The sequence below is a fragment of the Bacillus paranthracis genome (genome assembly GCF_024296885.1).
GTDB classification, from domain to species: domain Bacteria; phylum Bacillota; class Bacilli; order Bacillales; family Bacillaceae_G; genus Bacillus_A; species Bacillus_A paranthracis.
Genome location: NZ_CP101135.1, coordinates 2,786,846 through 2,808,318, shown reverse-complemented (window position 1 = coordinate 2,808,318; position 21,473 = coordinate 2,786,846). Strand labels below are relative to the sequence as shown.

Here is a 21,473-nt window from a genome sequence, read left to right as displayed (position 1 = left end):
GGAATGGATATGAAACAGGAGATTAAAAGAGGTTGGGGGAAATACATACTCTTCGTGTTTGTTTTGGTAATAGCCTATCATTCTTTTACTTTATGTAAAGTGGAAGGGAAATCGATGCAACCGACTTTATATGAAGAAGACTACGTATTTGTAAATAAAGCAGCCGTACACTTTTCTGATTTAGAGCATGGAGAAATTGTCATTATAAAGGAAGAGGATGAGTCAAAATATTATGTAAAACGAGTAATAGGGCTTCCTGGTGACGTAATTAACATAACGGATGGATCTGTATATGTGAATGATAAAAAACAAGAAGAACCGTATACAAATAAAGATTTATTCAATAATACGCAAGTGTTTTATAACTTTCAAAAGACAAAAATCCCACCAAATAAATTATTTGTAATGGGAGATAATCGTGAACTTAGTAGAGATAGTCGAAACGGTTTAGGATATATTGAAGAAGATAATATAATAGGCAAAGTGGAATTTGTATATTATCCTTTTTCAAAAATGAAGATCATAGAATAAGTGGGGGTTTCTCTATCCCCACTTATTAACGTTTCACTTTATCTTCTTTAAAAAACCTTTTGGGTTAAACGATATGAAAAACTTATGCTTAGATTCATCGATTATGAAATTGTTGTTTGTAGCTAAAAACTCTTCAACAGCTTCCATTGGGCCAGGTCCCCAATCAGGAGAAACAGGATTTCCATTAATAGATGTATCTTCTACTATAATATAACTGCCTTTAGTAACGATAGATTTATAAAGCAACAATTCTTTTGCTACATGCTCTTTACTATGATCAGAATCTAAAATAACTAAAATCACATCATCAGGTTTGCGCATACTTAATATTGTTTGCACAGCGGTTACTGAAACAGAAGAAGCTGTTAAATACGTAATACGATCATGGGATGGACGATTTGGTTGTGGAAATATATCAATAGTAAGAACATGACCTTTTCCAATTAAATCTAAAATGGAAGCTAAATACAGTGCGCTACCACCATAACAAGTGCCACATTCAATAATTAAATCGGGTTTTAATTCGTAAATCATTTCTTGATACAAAAAAAGATCAGAAGGAAGTTTGAGAATGGGGACTCCAAGCCAATGTGTATCATATAACCAGACGCGACTATCGTAAAATTGTTTTAAAAATTCGCTGCTTATGTTATCGATTTTGAACACTCCTTTCTGGAAACGAAAGTTGTACAATATATTATGTGAGATATGATTGTAAGGAGAATGTTTTTGAATAAAAATGAGCAAAATACCTCATTAAAAAACCAGTTGTTTGTATAATAAGAATTTTTTTATGCAGCAAGTCTAATCAAAATGCTGTTTAAATTTTTAGATGAGGGGAAAAAGAAAGGAAAGAAACGTATGTATAAGTACACAATTTGTTTCATTAGAAAAGGAAATAAAATACTCTTATTGAATAGAAATAAAAAGCCAAATATGGGAATGTGGAATGGTGTTGGTGGAAAAATTGAAGATAATGAAACGCCATATGAAGGGATAATTAGAGAAACGCTTGAAGAAACAGGCATAGATCTTCCAAGTGTAACGTATAAGGGGAATGTCGTTTTTAAAAGTAAGGACGAGTCTCAGGGGCGTGAAGGAATGTATGTATTCCTTGCTGACCTGCCAGATGGAGTACATATGGACACGCCATTAAGTACGACGGAAGGATTATTAGAATGGAAAGAAATTGATTGGATATTAAATAAGGATAATAGAGGTGTAGTTACCAATTTACTAAAATACTTACCAATAGTATTAACAGAAGAAAATAAGTTAGAGCATATATTCACATATGATAACGGGAATATTATTACTTACACAACTTCATATTTGACAGAAGATGATGCGAACAAACGGCATGTAAAAAAAACTCTCTCATACTCAAGTTAATAAAATATTTCAAAGAGCAATCAGCATTTTTATGTTGATTGCTCTCATTATATATAAGGGGGAAAGATATGTTTCAGAAATACAATTCATTGACCATAATCGTCATATGTACGATGTTCCTTTTTGTAGCCTGTTCTAAAAGTGATACAGAACTTAAAGACATTCAAAAAGCAGATTACCTCGTATCCTATTCAAATGCAATGAAAGATGGTGGTTACATATATGCATATGATAAGAAAGGAAATACGATTAGTAAAATGGAAGTAGATGGTCAAAGTATGATGAGCAATGCAAAAGATGAAAAGGGATACTACTTTTCATCAAATAGAAATAACAATCATTATGCAATTGATAAGACTGGTAAGATGCAAGAAATCAGTAGACCGAAACAATTACAAGATGTAAACGCAGGGGCATATTTCATCCATGCAGAACAAGGATATGTATATTATGATGTGAATATTGGATTGGTAGACGAAAAGAAGGGATATACAAGTGAACTTGTATATTGGAAAGATAGTGACAAAAGGCAAGAGAGTGTAGAACTAAAGGGAACGATTCAAGGTGCGCATATTATTGAGAATCATATATACGCATTTTCACAAACGCTAGATAAAGTATATATTTCAGAAATAGATTTGGTCACAAATAAAAAAACAAACGAATTTGAAATTCCTAATGAAAATGTGTATTTTGCACCAACTGCTCAAAAAATAATTTTTCAAAAGTATAAAGATAAATTATTGTTCGTACTAAGTGATAATGTAAATCAAAAGTTACCACCTAAATTAATTATGGTAAATACAAAGACTAGGGTAGTAGAAAAAGAAACAATATTAGACGAAAAACAATTCATACCTGTTCTAGTGCAGGTGATTGAAGATAAGGTGTATATTTTAAATAATGATGAAAAAGTGAAAGAGCTAGATGAGAACTTGAACAGCATACGTACATATTCCCTGCAGAGTGATACAAAAATCGCTAGAGAGGACAAAGGGATTTCGGATATACAAGTACATGGTAATAAGTTATACATCTTATACAAAGATATGAATCCAAAGAGTAAAACGAAACAATTGGTAGCTGAGATTGAAGGATATGATTTGTTAACAGGAGGAAGTATTGAAAAGACTACTTTACAATTAGAGAGGAAATGGGATGATATTACCTTTCTTGTATTAAAAGAGTAAAAAAATGATTTGAAGGGAGTAACTCAAATTATGACATTCAAAAACGAGGAAGAACTAAATAAAGCTTTCGAGGCGGCCAAAGCGAGTCTAGAAATAGAAGGCATGACTGTTACAAAGGAAATGGAAAAAATTATAAAAGAAAAGGTATCCGGAAAGATAACGCACGAGCAACTTATTACATTAGCTGATGTGATTGCAAGACGTGGACGTACTTAACAATCTAGAAACCACCACAAAATTTTTAAAAATAAACGGGGAAAAAGAGATGGTAGATCCATCTCTTTTTCATATGCTCCATGATTAACTGCGAATCGCCTTAATCAGAAAACGATGTTGCGTCACATCAAAATACCCTTTTTGTAAGATGACTTTATGTATACGATATAATTCCTCATAATATCTTTCGACAGTAAAATCAGGAATTTGCCACGGAATTGCTTTTAAATAATAGACGATAGCGCCAATATCATAAAAGCGTTGGAAAGGGAATGCTTCTTTTGCTTCTAAGATAGTAAATCCATTTTCCTGTAGTTCATTACATGCCGCTTCAAGCGACCAACTTGCAAATTCACTATTTAGTGGTGTGTCAAACTGTTCATTAAGTTCAGCGCAATCGAGACCACCAACTTGTTGTGTAAGGAACATTCCATTAGGAGAAAGAATTCTGTTTACCTCAGAGGCAGCATATGATTCATGTTGATTCATGATTAAATCAAACTGACCATTTGGAAATGGTAAAGCAGTATCATTAATCACTTCGACGACTGTAACTCCTAAAGGCTCTAATTTCTTCCGAGCAATTGGCAAGTTTGGAGCGTAACCCTCAGTCGCATAAATAGTTGGCGGGAATGGTTGTAACATAGATAAAAACTCTCCGCCGCCAGTACCCATATCAAGCATTGATTTAACACGTTGCATAAGCTGATAAGCAGTGCTACCGTACGACCATGATAAAGGCTCGCTCTTCATTCGACCCGTTTCTGAAATAAAAGAAAAATCCCAACCGCTAAAATTTGTATTAGCACTTTCTAATAAAGTTAAAAATAATGGATCACGTTTCATAATTGTATCCTCCTATTTTGTAAGTAAATGATATGGTGAGAAAAGAAAAAAGGAGGACCTCTTATGAAAGGGGAACGGTTTTACGTTTTGTGTTCGAATAGATTCATATAAATTCGCTCCTTGTAAGAATGGTTATTTATATATTCGGGATAAGTAAGTGAAAGTCCTTTGAATTTGTGAGGGAAGGTTATGCTCTTCAATAATTGGGCCATTAAATGAAATAGTGCAATACGTATTGATTACATGAATTTTAACGTTTTTGAATTTTCTTGAATTATCCTCTTGAACCTCTAGTTACTTTAGGTTTTATAATGAATTTATATTTTTAATAGGGGGATTTACATGAATACGGATAAAAAGTTTTCTATTGGAGAATTCTCGAAAAAAACGGGCATACCAATTCCTACTTTGCATTACTATGATGAAATTGGATTGTTACAACCAGAAAAGAATCCTTCTTCAGGGCACCGCATTTATAAATATCAAGATATTATAACCTTACAAAAAATTATAAGTTTAAAATTTCTAGGCTATAGTCTAGATAAAGTCGCTAATTTGTTACATGAATCAAGCTTTAGCGTTGATCTGAATGAAAGCTTGTCTCTCCATTTGCAAGTGTTAGAAAGAGAAAAAGAACAAATTGAGCAATCAATGCAAGTAATTAAAAGAGTAATGAAGTTAGTCGAAGAGGAAGAAGAGGTAGATAGTACTGTATTATTTAGTCTTATTTACGGTATGAATACTGAACATACACACAAAGAATGGACGGAACGCCATAAGTTAACGGATATCGTGGAAGAAATATCAAAGAAATCAGAAGAAGATAAAATTGCTTTGGATCAAACGTTTATTCAATTGTCTAAAAAGGTTAAGCAATTATATGGTAAACCAGTCGAGGATTTGAAAGTACAAGAGATGGTAAAGGAATATATAGAAGAGTCTTTTTCATTTCTTAGTGAAGATTTGATACAAAAATTAGCTAATACTAGTGTGGAAGAACTGGATATGCAAGAACTTGAAAATATGATACCCTCGCCTTTCACAGAAGATGAACAAAAATGGCTTAATGAAGCGATGGAATATTATATGAAGCAAGTAGAAATGGAATAGGAATAGATTTTATGAGTGTTTAGCTTCATCGAAATAATGCTATAGACCTTTCATTGAAGGAGGGGAATATGTTTGTTATTGCTTTATTCAAAAGAAAGAAATGCGTATGCTTTATTTTTGAAGCATACGCGTTTTTGTTTAAAATACTCAAAAATAAAAATCTTTTGGTAAAGTATCATTTTTTATTACCGTTCTTAACCCATGTTTTATAATCCAAGGATTAACTGGATGCTGTTTATCACGTAATTGCTGCAACCATTGAAAAACGAATTCTTTATCTTCTTTCGTAATATCGTTAATATGATTGGCTACAGATTTTTGAACATATTTAGAAGGGTCATTCATTAAAGGCTCAAGAAGCTGTAAATTGTACTGAAAGTCACCTTTCAGAGCTCCTATTTTTTTAGCCCAAGGAAGTCTAGGTCTCGTACCTTCAGAAACTAATCTTCTAATGTGACTGTTTTCATCATGAATCCACTTTTGTAATATGTTTAGTGTGTCTTCATGGTATGTTTGAAGAAAAGGCCGAATGGCATATTCAGCAGTATTCCTTTTCGTTATTTCATACATGGCGTTGAATGAGGTTTCAAAATCGTTAAGCCCATATTTTTCAACGTATTTTGCAATAGGCATGTACATATATCCGTTTGTAAATGTGCCTACTTCTGTTGTATTTTCTGGTCCTAATGTTTTCAGTAATATATGTATTGCTTCATTAAAATCTTTTTGTAAAGCATTGTGTAATTCATCTGCCAATACTTCAATACGCTGCTTTAACTCTAAATTTTCAACTTTACATGTTACGGAAGACACAAAGTTTCTTTTAGAGAAAGTAGGATCGTGTTTATAAATAGAATCAGCCATTTTTTCTGCTAATTCTTCGTTAAATAAAAATTTTAGCGGAACATATTTACCCATTTTTTCACCTCAGTGATCAGTTGAAAACAAGTTTTATTTTTTAATCGACAATCCATAAACTAAAGTCTCACTCGGAGTCGTAATACTAAAACCTGTCGTTTTATAATCAAGCTTCACCGTATCACCAGTGTAGTCTTTCGTAAATGAATCCATTTGTACGATAAGGTCTGCATCTTCATATACAACATCATCTGCAACATATGTATCCCAAATTAAATCGACATCAACGAAAATACTACAAGAGTTTGTCATTGTCCCTCTAATGCGAATGATTTTTTTATCTTCACGTTCTAATCTATGTATAGCTGCTATTGCTTCATCAGTAATGCGAATGTTCATTGTATCCCAACCTTTATTTATATTTCCTTTATTATTGCAAAAACAGGGGCAATAGGGAAGCAAAGAGGTTTGCAATAAAAAACGAGCAAACAAATTTGTTTGCTCGTCTCCCTTTATTTCAGTTCACATTTATCAAGTGGAATGACTTTTGTTTTTTTCGTAAATTTGTATCCTAACCAAAGTACTAAAAAGAGTGGTAAACCGATGTAAGAAACGAGTACGCCGTTCCAATCGATTGATTCACCCATAAATGCGCCGTAGTTTTGACCTAAAATTACGATGACGCAAAGTGCAAATGCGAAGATTGGTCCGAATGGGAACCATTTTGCTCTATAAGGTAAGTCATTTAAATCTTTTCCTTGTGCGATATATGCTTTACGGAAACGGTAATGACTAATTGCGATTCCAACCCATGCGATAAAGCCAGACATTCCAGATGCATTTAATAACCAAATGTATACAACACCGTCACCGAATAAAGAAGCAATGAAAGCGATACTACCGACAATCGATGTTACGATTAATGCGTTAACAGGTACGCCGCGGCTATCTAATTTACCAAGAAACTTCGGTGCTTTCCCTTGGCGAGCTAAATCCCAAAGCATACGAGTTGATGCATACATACCAGAGTTACCAGCAGATAGTACTGCCGTTAAAATAACAGCGTTCATAACAGAAGCAGCGAAGGCAACGCCCGCTTTTTCAAAAATAAGTGTAAATGGACTTACTGTTACATCACTTGCGGCAAGACTTTCAGTTGTATAAGGAATTAATAAACCGATAACGAGAATGGCAAGGATATAGAATAAAAGGATACGCCAAAAGATCGAGCGAATTGCTTTCGGAATATTACGCTCTGGATCAGAAGTTTCACCAGCAGCTACCCCAAGTAATTCAGTTCCTTGGAAGGAGAAACCAGCTGCCATAAATACTCCGATAATTGCCATGATACCACCGTTAAATGGTGCATCTGCAACAGTGAAGTTTTTAAATCCAACCGTTTCGCCGCCCATAATTCCGAAAATCATCATAAACCCGACAATTAAAAAGATAATAATCGTAGCTACTTTAATAAGTGCAAACCAATATTCAGATTCACCAAATCCTTTAACAGATAAGTAGTTTAAAAGGAAAATAATAGCTAAACATAATCCGCTCCAAATGAGGGAAGGAGTATCTGGAAACCAAAATTTCATAATTAATGTTACTGCAGCTAGTTCAGCAGCAATCGTAATGGCCCAGTTATACCAATAGTTCCATCCAAGTGCAAAGCCAAGTGATGGATCAACAAATTTTGTTGCGTACGTGCTAAAAGAGCCAGTAACAGGCATGTAAGCTGCGAGTTCAGCTAAGCTTGTCATTAAAAAGTAAACCATAATTCCAATTGCGGCGTATGCAATTAATGCCCCGCCAGGTCCAGCTGAATGGATGACACCACCGCTGGCAAGAAATAGTCCGGTACCAATTGTACCGCCGAGAGAAATCATCGTAAGGTGCCTTGATTTTAGACCGCGTCTTAATTCACCTTTTCCTTTTGTAGCTTCTGTTTTAGAGGTAGCTTGATTCGTTGCGCTATTCATGTTCAACACTCCTTTTCTTGTAAGATAGGAAGGAGCGGGGGAGAAAAATACAAAAAACCGCCAAAGGAATTTGGCGGAACGTTTCACAAATAACCACCCCATCATACCCTTCCGTTAAGATAGCACCCCACGTTTACACGGTAATTTTGTAAACGTGACAGTTCTGTTCCTTTCGGAGACAGCCCCAGCTCATATTTCCAGAGAAGAAATATAAACTTCGGCAACTTTTCCTTTCAAACGGAGTCGGTGACTTTCTCTGTGTCTCGTCCGTTTTACTCTTAAAAGTCGCAACCTCTACCTCATCGGATTGATGAGGATTTGATATATTGCTAAGATTTTTAATATATGGCAATTGTAATGAGTTTCTGAATATATTGCAAGATATTTTGTAGGAAAAAATCAAAAAATATCGGTTATTGTATAGGAAACGCTTGCAAAACTCCACCCGAACCTACTATTATGTAACAATAAGCAAAGAAAAAATTGTTATACAAATGTTTCGCAAAAAATATTGAAAAACCCTTCAAAAATTAAAAGAAAATTCAGAAAATATAATTCGACATTCATAATCAGGTCATATTTTTTGATATAATTAGAGTAACGTGTAAGTAAAAAAGGGGAAATCAAAATGAAATTAGAAACAGAAAGGCTCTATATAGTGCCGTGTACAGAAGAGAGTATTCACGTTGCTAACGAGCAAGGATATAATAGTGGTCCTCATGTTGTAGGGCATGTAGAAAATGTAAAACAGGATAAGGATTTATTACCTTGGGGCGCGTGGTATGTCATTCGAAAAGAAGATGACATCGTTCTAGGTGATATAGGGTTTAAAGGGAAACCAAATGAGGAGCATACAGTAGAAATTGGTTACGGTTTTATTGAGAAATATTGGAATAAAGGGTATGCGACAGAAGCTGTAAGAGAACTAATAAATTGGGCTTTTCAAACTGGAGAGGTAGAAACAATTATTGCGGAGACACTTCTTGAAAACGAAAGCTCGATTCGTGTATTAGAGAAATTACATATGAAGAGAACTGGCACTACAGAAACAATGATTAATTGGAAAATAGAAAAATAAAAAATACCGCTCGAAGTATATCGGGCGGTATTTTTATCGTTAAGGTAGCATTTGTTTTTGATCATTCGGATATCCGGCTGTCGGTGTGTTAGAATGCTTGGAATGATTACGAACAGCAATGAAAATAGAAATAATAACGACAAGACCAATTGCCACGTAAGAAAGGGAAATAATCGTTGGATCCACTTTAAATGTAGTAAGTAGTGTACGAATGTTTGTAAAGATAATAAGGCCACCAACTAATACGCCAAGTAAATGAGAAGGTACGATGCGCACTAACCATGCAGCGATTGGAGCTGCGACAATACCGCCAAGCATTAACGAAAATACCCAAACCCAACTTACTTGTTCCCAACCGAGTGAGATGAAAAAACCAATTGTTGCAGCGAGTGAAACAGGAAACTCACTCGTATCTACAGATCCGATAACTTTTCTAGCTTCATTTCCTCTTGCTAAAAGTACAGGTGTCGTAATCGGCCCCCAGCCACCACCACCAGTTGAATCAACGAATCCAGCGAATAAGCCAAGCGGAACAAGTTGTTTAGCAGACATACGTTTCTTTGAAGTAACAACTTGTTTTTGAATAATGAATCGTAATAAAATATAAACCCCTAAAGTAAATAAAAATACAGAAATGTACGGTTTAATTACATCCCCAGGTAAATTGCTTAAAAAACATGCTCCAATAAATGCGCCAATTGCTCCTGGTAATGTAAGCCTGGAAACAGTATATTTATCAACGTTTCCAAATTTGATGTGAGATGCACCAGAAGCGGCGGTTGTAACGACTTCAGCTAAATGAACAGAAGCGGAAGCGACAGCTGGTGCGATACCAAACATTAGTAAAAGCGAGGTAGATGTTACCCCGTACGCCATTCCAAGTGCTCCATCGATCAATTGAGCGAAAAATCCAATAATAGCAAAGACAATTAATTTCTGCATAAATAATCCCCCTGTAATAGTAAATGAAAAAGGCACTTTTCCCGTGTGAGAAAAGTGCCTTTGGTTTTTCCAATCAGCAATAATGAAATTTGTTTCATTATAATACACATTAATCGTATAAATCAACTAGGTTTTAAAGTTTTTTGAATTGAATGAAAGAAAAATAAAATATACAATAAAAGGATGGAGAGAAAGGGGAGAAAGACATGTTATTATTTGATCACCTCGTACATGCAGTGAACTGTACACCGGAGGAAGCGGCAAAACAAATGCAGGAGCGTGGATTTCATACTGCACTAGGCGGAGAGCATACTACTTGGGGTACTTGGAATAGTTTATGTTATTTTGATTTATCATATATAGAATTTTTAGCAGTTCAACATGAAGAAAAAGCGAAGAAAGCAGATAATCCATTAGTACAAGAAACGGTAGTGAAATTACAAGACGGTGAGGGTATGCTTCAAATCGCAATTCGAACAGATGCAATTGAAGAGCTAGCAGTAAAGTTTAGTAAGCACGGTTTACATACGATAGGACCATTTGAAGGGAAACGTATGAGAAAAGATGGCCGTCTTTTAGAATGGAAAATGTTATTTGTAAAGCAAGATAAGAACGGACCGAAATTACCTTTCTTTATACAGTGGAATGAAACGGACGAAGAAAGAAGAAATGATTTACGTAACATTGGCACGATCACTGAACATAAAAACAAAGTACAACAAATTGAAACGATTCATTACGCAGTGAAAAATGTTCGAGAAACAGTACGGAAATGGAAAGCAGTCATGGAGCTAACTGCAACTCCAGTCATGAAAAATGAAGAATGGAATGCGGAGTGTCAAAGTGTATCGTTTGGTGACATTCAAGTACAGTTTTGTGAACCGATTGGAGAAGGTCTAGTACAAGAATACATAAAGAATTATGGTGAATATCCATTTGCAGTGGAATGTAAAGGAGAAAATAAACGAGAGCATGAAGTGTTAGGTAGTTTGTACATATATTAATAGAGGTGAACGTTGTGAATGAAATACTTAGAGAGATAGAGAGAAAACTAGAATGCCCTCGTATTATAAAGTGTACAGCTATTTCAAAAGGTTTCTCACATGAAGAGAAATATAAAATAGAATTAGAAAACAAAGTAACATATTTTGTAAAAGTATGTGATGCAGTTCATTTTGAACGTAAACAAGAAGAATATACGTATATGAAACAATTAGAGTCATTACATATTCCAACGCCTAAGTTAATTCATTTCATAAAACTTGAGGAATTAAATAAATGTGTTCAAGTATTTGAATGGGCCCAAGGTGTAAATGGTGAAGAGGGCTTAAGTAAGCTATCGGCGGAAGAACAGTATCATGCAGGAAGAAAAGCTGGAGAAGTATTAAAGCGAATTCACTCAATTGAAAGAGAAAGTGCAAGTGATAAATGGGAAACATCTAGATGGAATAAATACGAAAAATACATAGAGGCATTAGCAGATTACGAAGTGAATTTTATAGATTTGAAGCCAGTATTAACCTTTGTAGAAAATCATAAAGACTTATTAAAAAATCGTCCAATCACATTTTTACACGATGACTTCCATCCAGCAAATAGTATGATTCATAATAAGGAATTTATCGTTATCGATTTTGGTGGATATGATTTTGGCGATCCGATACACGATTTTTATAACGTAGCGATTTTTACTACAAGAATAAGCAAACCATTTGCGGTTGGACAAGTCCATGGTTATTGCGGAGGGGAACCATTACTTCATTTTTGGAAACTGTACTCATTATATGCAGCAATGACATTCCCAGCGGATATCGTTTGGACAAACCGAAGCACGCCGCATTTAGTAGATGATATGAAGGAAAGATTGAACCAAATTTTAGAAGATCATAATCAATTTTCATCCTATATTCCAAAATGGTATCAATCAAGTGAATTTAATAAATAAAGGAGGAATTCATATGGACAAAATAGCAGTAATTTCAGATATACATGGTAATATTCCGGCTATAGAATCTGTACTACAAGACATTAAATTGAGAGGAATCAAACGCATAATTTGTCTTGGAGATTTAGTAGGGAAAGGTCCTCATTCTAGCGAAGTAATTGAAATCATTCGTAAAGAATGTGAAGTAGTCGTAATGGGAAACTGGGATGATTTTATTACAAAGCCAACTGAATTTGAAGCATTAAAATGGCATCAAAAACAACTATCGGAAGAACAAAATGACTATTTAAGAAGCTTGCCATTTTCAATCGAGTTTTATATGAGTGGAAAACTCATTCGAATGTTTCATGCTTCACCGAGAAGTTTATATGAAAGAATACAACCACACGCTTCAAGAGAAGAGCGTATTAGTATGTTCGAAAACAGTGAGCTCACGGAGAATATAGAAGGAGAAAGAAAACCAGATGTCGTTTGCTACGGTGATGTTCACCAAGCATTCGTTCAAAATTTCAGAGGCAAAACGTTATGTAACACTGGTAGCGTAGGAAATCCGCTTGAAATTACACAAGCTTCTTATTTAATATTCGAAGGAACTTACAATAAAAAAGAAGCAGCAAGTTTTTCCATCCAACTTGTACGAGTACCGTATGATATTGAATTAGCTATCAGGCTGGCAGAAGAGCTCGATATGCCAGAAATTGAAGAATACAAACAAGAGTTACGGACTGCTTTATATCGAGGGTTTAAGGGAAAGTAAGCCAATCAAAATATATCAACGATTTTTCAAATATATCTATCGTAACTTAAAATATATCAACGATTTTTTCGATTTATCGACGATTCGACATAGGATATCGACTTACCGACAAATAGTGACATAAAAAGTTAATTATAATTTTGTTATGTAAACTAAATGAAGGGGGAAATATCATGAACCGAAAACAACAAATTAAAGAAATTGTAGATCATATTTTAAAATTAAACTTAACTCACCCAACAAGAGTTGGAGTAAGTGGTATTACAGCTTCAGGAAAAACAACATTTGCAAATGAACTAGCGGAAGAAATAAAAAAACGAGGGTTACCAGTAACACGCGCAAGCATTGATGATTTTCATAATCCAAGAAAGATTCGCTATGCAAAAGGAAAAGAATCTGCAAGAGGGTATTATGAAGATGCACACGATTATACAGCTTTCAAGGAAAGATTATTAAAGCCTTTAGGACCAAACGGGAATTTACAGTATGAAACGATTTCTCATAACTTAATAACGGATATTCCTGTATATAGTACGCCTATATTCGCTCAACCCAATATGGTACTCATAGTAGATGGAACGTTTCTATTAAAAAAAGACTATGCGTATTTATTTGATTACAAAATCTTTGTAGATACAAATTTTGAGATTGCGAGAAAACGTGGTGCGAAGCGGGAGACAGAGGCTTTTGGAAGTTATAAAAAAGCTGAAAAAATGTTTTTAAACAGGTATCATGCGGCCTGTAAGATGTATATAGAGGAGCATAATCCGAAAGATTGTGCAGATGTTGTATTTCGGAATAGTGATTTAGCAAATCCAGAAGTTATATTTCAAGAGCGAATGTAATACACAATCAAAAGAATATGTATAGCCTTTTATTAATAGTTATAATTCTCGTATAATTATATTAGCTTTAGAAAGTGAAAAACGGGGGATAAGGCAATAAGAAACGCAAAAAGGGGAGAAAAAATATAATGAATGAAGTACTAGAATTAAAAGAAGAACTACTACAAATTAAAAATAATAATTATGCTGTACCAGAAGACGTAGATGCTTATCCATATGCGCAGTGGATGCTAGATTATATCGGATCACCAGATGCTGAATTACGCGATGATTTAATTTATAGTACGCTTCACACATGGATTACAACTGATGTGTTTAGACAAAAAGAATTACGAGGATTAATGTTACAAGCAATTAGTCCTGATTATTTATTTTATAAAATTGGTGAAAAGGGAACAGATTCTGTATTTAAACGTGCGTTCTCCGTATTAATTCCACCACTTATTTTATCTGTTCATGAAAGAGAACCGTTGTTATCCGAAGAACAACTGTACAGTGTAGCAGAACAAGTGCTGGAATATGTATATTTAGAAGAAGATGTAAGAGGTTATGTAGAAGGAAAAGGCTGGGCACACTCTACTGCACATGCAGCGGATGCACTCGATGCATTAGCACGTACAATACAAAATCGTGAGTTTTCATATGCAATATTAGCTGCTGTTCGTCAGAAGGTTCGATTGAGTGATTATGTATATGTACACTTTGAGGATGAGAGATTAGTAAAGCCAATTATGTCATTACGTAACCAAGATCTTTTAACGGAAGAAGAGTGGAGCAATTGGCTACATAGTATAGCAACTGTTGAAGACATCCGACATCCGCAGCATGCTATTTTAGTACAAAATATTAGAACTTTCTTAAGAAGTTTTTATTTCAGAGTTTTAGAGACAGAGGGTAGTACAGCCTTTACAGATGATATATTGGAGACTTTGAAGGGTTTGCGTAGGTATTAAAAATGCTCCAGCCTTAGAAACCAAGAATAAATATTAATTTTGAAAAATTTATTAGAAATTTATTTTTACATTGTACCCTTTTAGTATAGGCTGAAAGGGGTGTCAAATGAAAAAAATATTGAGGTTAGTGAAAATAATTTTTTTAATGTGTATTAGTATTATTTTCTTTGGTACAGGTGCTGTATTTATATATCATAACTGTCAATTAAAAATGGAATCGAAATTAATGAACAATAAAGGTGAACTTGTTAATTTCGATAATAAAAAAGTGAATGTTTATAATGAGGGGAGCGGGGAAGATACGTTTGTATTTATGGCCGGATCTGGAATTGCCGCTCCTGTTTATGAGTTGAAAGGCTTATACAGTAAATTTTCGAAAGAAAACAAGATTTCTGTAATTGAGAGAGCTGGTTATGGATACAGTGATGTTTTTCAAGATGATAGAGATATTGATACGATACTAGAACAAACAAGAGAAGCGCTTATTCGAAGTGGGAATAAACCACCATACATCTTAGTACCACACTCTCTATCGGGTATTGAGGCCATTTATTGGGCACAAAAATATCCAAGTGAAGTAAAAGGGATTATTGCGTTAGATATTGGTTTACCTAAACAGTACGTGACTAATAAAATAGGTATGGTTGATTCATTAAAAATAAAAGGGATGAATATTTTAACGAAAATTGGTTTTCAGAGATTAGCTCCCTCTATTACTTATAATCCCGAAGTCATTCGTCAATCCTTTTTAAACGAACAGGAAAAAGATGTTTATAAAGCGCTTACGTATAAGCGGGCTTTTAATGATGATATGAAGCAAGAACTTTTACAAAGCTACAATAACGGTAAAAAATCAAATTCTTTATCGATCCCAAAAGAAACACCTATGTTATTTATAGATGCGATTGCTAGGCAATATAAAGATTCGAAGTATACAAAGCAAAAAAACAAAGATTATAAGGAGTTTGCTAGCAAGTTATTAATAGCTGATGTGAAAATAATTGAAGGTACACATAGTATTTATTTATATGCTCCTGATGAAATATACAAAATTGCTATGGATTTTATTAAGAATAAAGTAGTGAAGAACTAAGCAATTGTTATTTTAGTGATGAAAGGTCTACATAATGAAAGTATATAACATATTAATTGTTGAAGACGATTTAATTATAGGAGATTTATTACAAAAAATTTTACAGCGTGAGAAGTATAATGTGTATTGGGAGAAAGAGGGAAAGAAAGTTCTTGATATAATTCATGAAATAGATTTAGTCGTAATGGATGTTATGTTACCAGGCGAAGATGGTTATCAAATTACAAAGAAAATAAAAAATCTAGGATTAAATATTCCAATTATATTTCTATCAGCAAGGAATGATATGGATAGTAAACTAAAAGGTTTAACTATTGGAGAAGAATACATGATAAAACCTTTTGACCCTAGAGAGTTGTTGTTAAGGATTCAGAAAATGTTAGGTAATCAATATGGTATGTTCACGCAAATTAACCATGTATTTATAGATGCAGAATATAAAAGAGTTTTTATTAATGATTTGCGTAATGAAGTTGCTTTTACAGCAATTGAACGTAAAATATTCTTCTATTTATATGAAAATAGAGATAGAATTTTATCGAAAGAACACTTCTATGATTACCTATGGCAACTCGAAGATAGAAATCAAAATATCATGAACGTACATATAAGGAAGATCAGAACCAAAATTGATGATAAAACAGGTGATATTATTCAGAACATATATGGAGAAGGGTATAGATTAAATACCTATATGAAGAAATGAACTTAAAGAAAAAATATCAGTTACTATTATTCTCCGCTATTATTAGCGTACCACTGTTATTGTTGTCGATTAGTATCTTTGTATCAGTTATTTATAATGCTGTCTTTAAAACTAAAAATAAGAACATCCCTTTTCACGAATCCTATGCATATCCTACTATGTTAATCATATTTTTGTTATCATTATTAGTATTAGCTTTTGTATTTTCAAGGTCGATTAACACCGTATTAAATAAAATTAATATATTAAATCAAACAATTCGAGATTTAGCGAGTGATAAAAAAATCCCTAATATAATAGATGTTAAAAGCGATGATGAAATGGGAGAACTGATTAAATCAGTAAACTTGCTTATAGAAAGAACAACTTATCGAGAATTGGAACTACAACAACAGGAACAAATAAAAAAGGAACTATTAAATAAATTACGGCATGATATTAATACACCCTTAACAGCGGTCAGATTACAATTATATTATTTAGAAGGTGAGTACAAGGAACAAGCACCAGTACTTGAATCACTGTATGAGCAGATACAATATATAAGTGATTTAACTAACGAATTTAATATGCAATCTACCGAAACCTTAGAGAATACTTATATTGTGCATGATGAAGTGAATATACATAATTTAATAGAAAATATGACTAAAAAATGGAGCTATTTGTATAGCATTCATAAAATTGAATTAGTATATAATCCACAAGATAAAGAGTTGATATGGAATAGTAATGAGTTATGGATTCAAAGGCTATTTGATAATATTTTTCAAAATGTCCTTAAACATTCAAAAGCTAAAAAACTTAAAATCATTATAGATGAAGATATTGTTTATTTTAGAGATAATGGGATTGGGTTCGATATAAATAGTAAAGGAACAGGACTTGGTTTGAAAAATATTGAAGATATATCAAAGATGTTTGATATAAAATACACTTTACAATCAAATAGTGAGGGACAATGTTTTCATTTGAAAATACTAAAGTTTAGAGAAAATTACATAAAACCAATACCTCCCAACCATACTAATAAAATGTTTTGGAGGTGAGTTTAATGGACAAAAAAGATTTTGAAAAAGTGTATAATGATTACTTACATCAAGGAGAAGAACAAGCTCAATTTGAAGTAGACCATGAAGTCAATTCAGAAGCAGAACAAATTGTTGCCGTTCGTAAAAATGATGATGGGGATTTAATAGCGTTTAAAACAAGTAGCGGGAGAGAGTTAGATTATATGACTGCTCTTGAAGAAGCAAAATCAGGGAAGTTAGCTCATGTGGATGTATTTCATAAGTATGGCAGAGATATTATACGTAGTGAACCTGATGGAATAAAAGAAAATAACCTAGATAATTTACCTTCATTTTAAACGGGTAAACATCAAGAAGAGAATGTTCATTTGGATATTCTCTTCTTGATTTTACGAAGTTTTTCTTGCAAATAGACGGTTCATTTTTAACGTACGATAAAACTTTTAAAGAGCGCTCTAAATTTTTCTTTATCTTCTGCTGTAAATGGTTTCGGTCCCTTTGTACGTTTACCACTTTTTCGAACCATTGCACTTAAATATCGTGTTTGTAACAATTGTTCAATGTTATCATTCGTATACTTATAGCCTTTATGGTGTAGTACGATACAACCTTTTGCTAAAGCAAGCGAAGCAAGACCGTAATCTTGTGTTATGATTAAATCTTCTTTTTGGGCTAACTGCATAATTCGGTAATCCGCAGCATCTGCTCCAGAATCAACATAAATTGTTTCCACGCCTATTGGCTGCTCTGCATTAGAATAATGAGAAAAGCTTGTAACGAGGGTAACAGGAATTTCTGCCTTCGTAGCTTCAAAAATAATTACATCTTTTACAGGGCAAGCATCTGCATCAACATAGATTTTCATTGGTATCACTCCTATAACTAGGTTCGTGTTGATGATAATGGTAGATTTAGGTTTTGTCAAACGAGGGTTTGTATCTAAAGTTACTTTTCACAAACCAAAATAGCCTCACGTAAACGAGAAATCCCTTCCTCAATTTGATCAATATTCACTTTTCCATAAGATAAACGAATATAACCATCTTTCGCGCCGAAAATACTCCCCGGCATAAAGGCTATTTCTTGTTTTAAGCTTTGCATAATGAGTTGTTTTTCGTTTATCGGTTCTTTTAATTTCCCCCATATGTATATACCACCGGTCGGATTTGAAAAAGAGATTTTATCGTGAAGTAGCTCGTTTAGAGCACGAACGATAACGTCTCTTTTTTCTGCTAATTGTTTTCGTAACGGTACGATATGAGACTGAAATGGTACAGTTTCAAAAAACTGCTGCATAAGCCACTGCGGGAAAATGCTCATACCTAATTCCATTTGATGTCGTGCGTCAGATAACCTTTCTACTACCGATTGCGGGGCGACAAGCCAGCCGACTCGTAATCCCGGTGCAATCATCTTTGATAAAGAATGCACGTAAATGACAGTTCCATTTTCATCAATCGATTTCAACGTAGGGCAAGGTTGTTTCTTTTCTAACGTAAGTAAACTAGACGGATCATCTTCCACAATCGCAATTCGTAAGTCTGCACAAAGTGATAATAGTTTTTTTCTACGGTTTGGATGCAGCATAGTGCCCGTAGGATTTTGGAAGTTTGGATTTAAAAAAATCATTTTAATACGATGCTTTCTATATAGCTCTTGCACATCATCCGGATTAATACCGTGTTCATCGACAGGTAATGGGAAAATACGAATACCTGCTGATTGGAATAACGGTAAGGAATAACAGTGTGATGGACTTTCGAAAGCGACAGCATCACCCGGATTTAATAAACATTGTACGATAAGATGCAAGGCTTGCTGTGCACCAGATGTAATCATAATCGATTGTTCAGTCGCTTCCACTTTTAAATATTCTTTCATATATTTTACTACCGCTTGTCTTAGCGGGAGGTACCCTTGCGGATGATCATAACTTAATGCATGCGTTAACGGTTGTTCTCGTAAAATCGTTTGTAGTTGATCGTGAGGATAAAGATTACAACCAAGCTCTCCGTTTGCAAAATCAATAATATTTTCATTTTGTTGTACTTCTGCCCGAATATGGCGAAGTAACGGTAAGTTTGGTAAGAACGTACCACCTTCTACGAAATTTCTCCAGTTCGGCGTTAATGTTGGAGAAACGCCCCACATATGTGTACTCACGCGTGTTCCTTTACCAGTCGTACTTTCTACAATTCCCATAGCACGAAGTTCATTATAAGCAGTCGTTACTGTACTGCGGTTTACATTTAACTGTGTAGCTAATTTCCGTTCGGAAGGGAGGAAGCTACCTGGAGGAAGTTCTCCATATGTAATACGTTTTTCAATAAAGTCAACAACTTGCTGATAAATAGGGATTTTACTGTCGCTATCTAGCTTCCATTCCATAAAAACGCCTCCGTAACTCTTATATACATTCAGTATAACAAATTGGCTGGGTAAAAAAACAGCCAATTGGACGGTGTTATATCCAGCCAATTTTACTATGCTAAATATGGAAGGGGAGATTCGGATGAAACGATGGCAAATGGAATGGCTCCTAGTATCAGTAGCATTAGTATGGGGAGCGAATTATACAATTGGAAAGTATGGCGTGGCATATATGTCATCCATTCAATTTAATAGTTTACGATTTTTAGTAGCATCACCGGTATTATTACTTATTACATTTTTAATGGAACGCTCATTACGCATTGAAAGAAAAGATTGGTTACGATTAGTAGCAGTCGGTATCGTTGGTACGACAATGTATCAAACGATGTTTATGCTATCTGTGAAATATACTTCAGCAACGAACGCCTCATTATTAATTGCGATGTCACCTATATTTACAGGGATATTAGCAGTATTGCACAAACAAGAACGCTTTTCGATGAAAGTACAGATTGGTTCAATAGTAGCCTTTATTGGTGCCGCATTCGTTTTATTAACAGGTCATACAGGAGGAGCTACTTACGAGTATGCATGGCTCGGAAATATAATTGGATTAGTCGCAGCAATTGCGTGGGGATGGTATCCGATATTAGCGCAACCTCTTATTACAAAATACTCCGCAATGAGAGTCACATCATGGTCTACTTTAATTGGAATTGTACCTCTCGTTATATACTGTTTATTCAACGTAAACACATTAACGTGGCCAGTAGACATGCCAAGTTGGGGTTCACTAGCATATTCAATCGTCTTCGCGACAATCTTCGGACTTGCGATGTGGTATGTCGGTATTAGTCAAATAGGCTCAACGAAAGTAATGGTATACATGTATCTTGTTCCATTATTCGCAGTTATCTTTGCGGCTGTAACAATTGGAGAGCAAATAAACATGATGCAACTCGTTGGCGGTCTTATTATCTTCATCGGTTTATATGTTGTAAAAAAAGGTGGAATCAAAAAGCCAGCTCTCAATTTGAAAAAGGTAAGTTAACAGTACAAATGATCTCTTTCATATAGAAGGAGATCATTTTTCATTTCGTAATAAAAGCGCTTGTTCAATCGCCCATTTTTGATGATCATGAAGTAGAAGTTCCACAGCATGTAAAGGAGACATCCACTTTAAAATATGATCCTCTTCACACTTATCGGTTTGTTTCCGTACCATGTTCGCAATATAAAAGAACCCATCGTTTAAATAATATGTATCTTCCTTTTCCGCATAAAAATATCGCATTGCATTATCGATATACTGCTCAATTTCAATTATCCATCCTAATTCCTCTAGTAATTCACGATGTAAGCATTCATCTTTTGTTTCGGTCCCTTCCATACCGCCTCCGGGTAAAAAGTAGCGTTCTTCTTTTTGGATAATAGCAATCTTTGAAGAGGTTGAGTTAAAAATAATTGCATAACAACTAGGTCGTAATACATATTGTTCAGTAGGATTTTTATAGCCAAAAGTAAGTTTAGATATCATAAAACACGTCACCTCTCTATAAAATACATAAAAGGAATAATAAGGTAAAAATAGAGTTGTATAAGTATAATCTTACGAGATTGGAGTGATA

Annotated in this window: 24 protein-coding genes, 1 pseudogene and 1 riboswitch; of the genes and pseudogenes, 16 read left to right on the top strand and 9 right to left on the bottom strand. The window is 34.2% G+C overall.

Annotated elements, in window-relative coordinates; translation table 11 throughout:
- The first annotated feature begins 9 nt into the window (after positions 1-9).
- Positions 10-531 carry a signal peptidase I gene (gene lepB, locus NLJ82_RS14465; protein ID WP_000806876.1) on the top strand — a complete coding sequence of 174 codons (522 nt, stop codon included), beginning with the start codon at positions 10-12 and terminating at the stop codon, positions 529-531.
- Positions 532-564: 33 nt separating this feature from the next.
- On the opposite strand, the gene NLJ82_RS14460 is transcribed toward lepB, so the two are convergent.
- Positions 565-1,197 carry a cephalosporin hydroxylase family protein gene (locus NLJ82_RS14460; RefSeq protein WP_003161750.1) on the bottom strand — a complete coding sequence of 211 codons (633 nt, stop codon included), beginning with the start codon at positions 1,195-1,197 and terminating at the stop codon, positions 565-567.
- A 195-nt stretch (positions 1,198-1,392) separates the two neighbouring features.
- Between NLJ82_RS14460 and NLJ82_RS14455 the strand changes: the two genes are divergently transcribed.
- The 3 genes from NLJ82_RS14455 to NLJ82_RS14445 all read left to right on the top strand — a co-directional run bounded on the left by NLJ82_RS14455 (position 1,393) and on the right by NLJ82_RS14445 (position 3,329).
- Positions 1,393-1,923 carry an NUDIX hydrolase gene (locus NLJ82_RS14455; RefSeq protein WP_012644459.1) on the top strand — a complete coding sequence of 177 codons (531 nt, stop codon included), beginning with the start codon at positions 1,393-1,395 and terminating at the stop codon, positions 1,921-1,923.
- A 68-nt stretch (positions 1,924-1,991) separates the two neighbouring features.
- Positions 1,992-3,113, top strand: coding sequence for a hypothetical protein (locus tag NLJ82_RS14450; protein WP_000487040.1), 1,122 nt, complete (start codon positions 1,992-1,994; stop codon positions 3,111-3,113).
- A gap of 30 nt (positions 3,114-3,143) precedes the next feature.
- The gene (locus NLJ82_RS14445) at positions 3,144-3,329 is read left to right on the top strand and encodes an antitoxin VbhA family protein (protein WP_000143190.1); all 186 of its coding nucleotides are present in this window, start codon (positions 3,144-3,146) and stop codon (positions 3,327-3,329) included.
- Positions 3,330-3,413: 84 nt separating this feature from the next.
- Here NLJ82_RS14445 and NLJ82_RS14440 read toward each other — a convergent pair whose 3' ends face one another.
- Positions 3,414-4,175, bottom strand: a complete 762-nt coding sequence (locus tag NLJ82_RS14440; RefSeq protein ID WP_000817595.1) for a class I SAM-dependent methyltransferase — start codon at positions 4,173-4,175, stop codon at positions 3,414-3,416.
- A gap of 342 nt (positions 4,176-4,517) precedes the next feature.
- On the opposite strand from NLJ82_RS14440, the gene NLJ82_RS14435 reads away from it, so the two are divergent.
- Positions 4,518-5,285, top strand: a complete 768-nt coding sequence (locus NLJ82_RS14435; RefSeq protein WP_001090705.1) for a MerR family transcriptional regulator — start codon at positions 4,518-4,520, stop codon at positions 5,283-5,285.
- 147 nt (positions 5,286-5,432) lie between these two features.
- On the opposite strand, the gene NLJ82_RS14430 is transcribed toward NLJ82_RS14435, so the two are convergent.
- The 3 genes from NLJ82_RS14430 to NLJ82_RS14420 all read right to left on the bottom strand — a co-directional run bounded on the left by NLJ82_RS14430 (position 5,433) and on the right by NLJ82_RS14420 (position 8,122).
- Positions 5,433-6,203 (bottom strand): DNA alkylation repair protein, encoded by a 771-nt coding sequence (locus NLJ82_RS14430; RefSeq protein ID WP_000521730.1) that lies wholly within the window; start codon positions 6,201-6,203, stop codon positions 5,433-5,435.
- Between the two features lie 33 nt (positions 6,204-6,236).
- Positions 6,237-6,542, bottom strand: a complete 306-nt coding sequence (locus NLJ82_RS14425; RefSeq protein WP_001026161.1) for an iron-sulfur cluster biosynthesis family protein — start codon at positions 6,540-6,542, stop codon at positions 6,237-6,239.
- Between the two features lie 113 nt (positions 6,543-6,655).
- Positions 6,656-8,122: an amino acid permease gene (locus tag NLJ82_RS14420; protein WP_001083374.1), complete on the bottom strand. Its 1,467-nt coding sequence runs from the start codon at positions 8,120-8,122 to the stop codon at positions 6,656-6,658.
- 112 nt (positions 8,123-8,234) lie between these two features.
- A riboswitch (Lysine riboswitch) is annotated at positions 8,235-8,427 on the bottom strand.
- 323 nt (positions 8,428-8,750) lie between these two features.
- Here NLJ82_RS14420 and NLJ82_RS14415 point away from each other — a divergent pair.
- A complete protein-coding gene (locus NLJ82_RS14415; protein WP_000764628.1) occupies positions 8,751-9,200 on the top strand; it encodes a GNAT family N-acetyltransferase in 450 nt (149 codons plus the stop codon).
- 39 nt (positions 9,201-9,239) lie between these two features.
- Here the strand turns inward: NLJ82_RS14415 and NLJ82_RS14410 are convergent, their stop codons facing one another.
- Entirely contained in the window at positions 9,240-10,142 is a 903-nt protein-coding gene (locus tag NLJ82_RS14410) for a sulfite exporter TauE/SafE family protein (protein WP_001170731.1), read from the bottom strand.
- 206 nt (positions 10,143-10,348) lie between these two features.
- On the opposite strand from NLJ82_RS14410, the gene NLJ82_RS14405 reads away from it, so the two are divergent.
- From NLJ82_RS14405 to NLJ82_RS14365, 9 genes and pseudogenes are all read left to right on the top strand, one after another.
- Positions 10,349-11,146 (top strand): VOC family protein, encoded by a 798-nt coding sequence (locus NLJ82_RS14405; protein ID WP_000923852.1) that lies wholly within the window; start codon positions 10,349-10,351, stop codon positions 11,144-11,146.
- A gap of 14 nt (positions 11,147-11,160) precedes the next feature.
- Complete coding sequence (locus NLJ82_RS14400; protein WP_001002791.1) at positions 11,161-12,087, top strand: aminoglycoside phosphotransferase family protein; 927 nt, start codon at positions 11,161-11,163, stop codon at positions 12,085-12,087.
- Between the two features lie 13 nt (positions 12,088-12,100).
- Positions 12,101-12,844: a metallophosphoesterase family protein gene (locus NLJ82_RS14395; RefSeq protein ID WP_000357615.1), complete on the top strand. Its 744-nt coding sequence runs from the start codon at positions 12,101-12,103 to the stop codon at positions 12,842-12,844.
- A gap of 173 nt (positions 12,845-13,017) precedes the next feature.
- The gene (locus NLJ82_RS14390; RefSeq protein ID WP_001080540.1) at positions 13,018-13,689 is read left to right on the top strand and encodes a nucleoside/nucleotide kinase family protein; all 672 of its coding nucleotides are present in this window, start codon (positions 13,018-13,020) and stop codon (positions 13,687-13,689) included.
- A gap of 128 nt (positions 13,690-13,817) precedes the next feature.
- Positions 13,818-14,642 (top strand): DUF2785 domain-containing protein, encoded by an 825-nt coding sequence (locus tag NLJ82_RS14385; RefSeq protein ID WP_001006694.1) that lies wholly within the window; start codon positions 13,818-13,820, stop codon positions 14,640-14,642.
- A 106-nt stretch (positions 14,643-14,748) separates the two neighbouring features.
- Positions 14,749-15,735 carry an alpha/beta fold hydrolase gene (locus tag NLJ82_RS14380; RefSeq protein ID WP_000722773.1) on the top strand — a complete coding sequence of 329 codons (987 nt, stop codon included), beginning with the start codon at positions 14,749-14,751 and terminating at the stop codon, positions 15,733-15,735.
- A 34-nt stretch (positions 15,736-15,769) separates the two neighbouring features.
- Entirely contained in the window at positions 15,770-16,441 is a 672-nt protein-coding gene (locus tag NLJ82_RS14375; protein WP_000870359.1) for a response regulator transcription factor, read from the top strand.
- Positions 16,438-17,432: pseudogene (locus tag NLJ82_RS14370) on the top strand (sensor histidine kinase). The gene NLJ82_RS14375 and the pseudogene NLJ82_RS14370 overlap by 4 nt, the downstream one beginning before the upstream one ends.
- A gap of 63 nt (positions 17,433-17,495) precedes the next feature.
- On the top strand, positions 17,496-17,810 hold the full coding sequence (locus NLJ82_RS14365) for a DUF3892 domain-containing protein (RefSeq protein ID WP_000358165.1): 315 nt from the start codon (positions 17,496-17,498) through the stop codon (positions 17,808-17,810).
- A gap of 86 nt (positions 17,811-17,896) precedes the next feature.
- Here the strand turns inward: NLJ82_RS14365 and NLJ82_RS14360 are convergent, their stop codons facing one another.
- Complete coding sequence (locus tag NLJ82_RS14360) at positions 17,897-18,337, bottom strand: YaiI/YqxD family protein (protein ID WP_000708746.1); 441 nt, start codon at positions 18,335-18,337, stop codon at positions 17,897-17,899.
- Positions 18,338-18,417: 80 nt separating this feature from the next.
- Positions 18,418-19,860 (bottom strand): MocR-like pyridoxine biosynthesis transcription factor PdxR, encoded by a 1,443-nt coding sequence (gene pdxR / locus NLJ82_RS14355; protein ID WP_000454924.1) that lies wholly within the window; start codon positions 19,858-19,860, stop codon positions 18,418-18,420.
- 124 nt (positions 19,861-19,984) lie between these two features.
- Here pdxR and NLJ82_RS14350 point away from each other — a divergent pair, with 124 nt between their 5' ends.
- Positions 19,985-20,896: a DMT family transporter gene (locus NLJ82_RS14350; protein ID WP_000832969.1), complete on the top strand. Its 912-nt coding sequence runs from the start codon at positions 19,985-19,987 to the stop codon at positions 20,894-20,896.
- A gap of 33 nt (positions 20,897-20,929) precedes the next feature.
- Here NLJ82_RS14350 and NLJ82_RS14345 read toward each other — a convergent pair whose 3' ends face one another.
- Positions 20,930-21,382 (bottom strand): NUDIX hydrolase, encoded by a 453-nt coding sequence (locus tag NLJ82_RS14345; RefSeq protein ID WP_000624033.1) that lies wholly within the window; start codon positions 21,380-21,382, stop codon positions 20,930-20,932.
- Positions 21,383-21,473 lie beyond the last annotated feature (91 nt).

Excerpts from the sequence above, each read along its gene's own strand:
- lepB (WP_000806876.1), top strand. The coding sequence starts at position 10 with ATGAAACAGGAGATTAAAAGAGGTTGGGGGAAATACATACTCTTCGTG.
- NLJ82_RS14455 (WP_012644459.1), top strand. The coding sequence starts at position 1,393 with ATGTATAAGTACACAATTTGTTTCATTAGAAAAGGAAATAAAATACTC.
- NLJ82_RS14450 (WP_000487040.1), top strand. The coding sequence starts at position 1,992 with ATGTTTCAGAAATACAATTCATTGACCATAATCGTCATATGTACGATG.
- NLJ82_RS14445 (WP_000143190.1), top strand. The coding sequence starts at position 3,144 with ATGACATTCAAAAACGAGGAAGAACTAAATAAAGCTTTCGAGGCGGCC.
- NLJ82_RS14440 (WP_000817595.1), bottom strand. The coding sequence starts at position 4,175 with ATGAAACGTGATCCATTATTTTTAACTTTATTAGAAAGTGCTAATACA.
- NLJ82_RS14435 (WP_001090705.1), top strand. The coding sequence starts at position 4,518 with ATGAATACGGATAAAAAGTTTTCTATTGGAGAATTCTCGAAAAAAACG.
- NLJ82_RS14430 (WP_000521730.1), bottom strand. The coding sequence starts at position 6,203 with ATGGGTAAATATGTTCCGCTAAAATTTTTATTTAACGAAGAATTAGCA.
- NLJ82_RS14425 (WP_001026161.1), bottom strand. The coding sequence starts at position 6,542 with ATGAACATTCGCATTACTGATGAAGCAATAGCAGCTATACATAGATTA.
- NLJ82_RS14420 (WP_001083374.1), bottom strand. The coding sequence starts at position 8,122 with ATGAATAGCGCAACGAATCAAGCTACCTCTAAAACAGAAGCTACAAAA.
- NLJ82_RS14415 (WP_000764628.1), top strand. The coding sequence starts at position 8,751 with ATGAAATTAGAAACAGAAAGGCTCTATATAGTGCCGTGTACAGAAGAG.
- NLJ82_RS14410 (WP_001170731.1), bottom strand. The coding sequence starts at position 10,142 with ATGCAGAAATTAATTGTCTTTGCTATTATTGGATTTTTCGCTCAATTG.
- NLJ82_RS14405 (WP_000923852.1), top strand. The coding sequence starts at position 10,349 with ATGTTATTATTTGATCACCTCGTACATGCAGTGAACTGTACACCGGAG.
- NLJ82_RS14395 (WP_000357615.1), top strand. The coding sequence starts at position 12,101 with ATGGACAAAATAGCAGTAATTTCAGATATACATGGTAATATTCCGGCT.
- NLJ82_RS14390 (WP_001080540.1), top strand. The coding sequence starts at position 13,018 with ATGAACCGAAAACAACAAATTAAAGAAATTGTAGATCATATTTTAAAA.
- NLJ82_RS14385 (WP_001006694.1), top strand. The coding sequence starts at position 13,818 with ATGAATGAAGTACTAGAATTAAAAGAAGAACTACTACAAATTAAAAAT.
- NLJ82_RS14380 (WP_000722773.1), top strand. The coding sequence starts at position 14,749 with ATGAAAAAAATATTGAGGTTAGTGAAAATAATTTTTTTAATGTGTATT.
- NLJ82_RS14375 (WP_000870359.1), top strand. The coding sequence starts at position 15,770 with ATGAAAGTATATAACATATTAATTGTTGAAGACGATTTAATTATAGGA.
- NLJ82_RS14365 (WP_000358165.1), top strand. The coding sequence starts at position 17,496 with ATGGACAAAAAAGATTTTGAAAAAGTGTATAATGATTACTTACATCAA.
- NLJ82_RS14360 (WP_000708746.1), bottom strand. The coding sequence starts at position 18,337 with ATGAAAATCTATGTTGATGCAGATGCTTGCCCTGTAAAAGATGTAATT.
- pdxR (WP_000454924.1), bottom strand. The coding sequence starts at position 19,860 with ATGGAATGGAAGCTAGATAGCGACAGTAAAATCCCTATTTATCAGCAA.
- NLJ82_RS14350 (WP_000832969.1), top strand. The coding sequence starts at position 19,985 with ATGAAACGATGGCAAATGGAATGGCTCCTAGTATCAGTAGCATTAGTA.
- NLJ82_RS14345 (WP_000624033.1), bottom strand. The coding sequence starts at position 21,382 with ATGATATCTAAACTTACTTTTGGCTATAAAAATCCTACTGAACAATAT.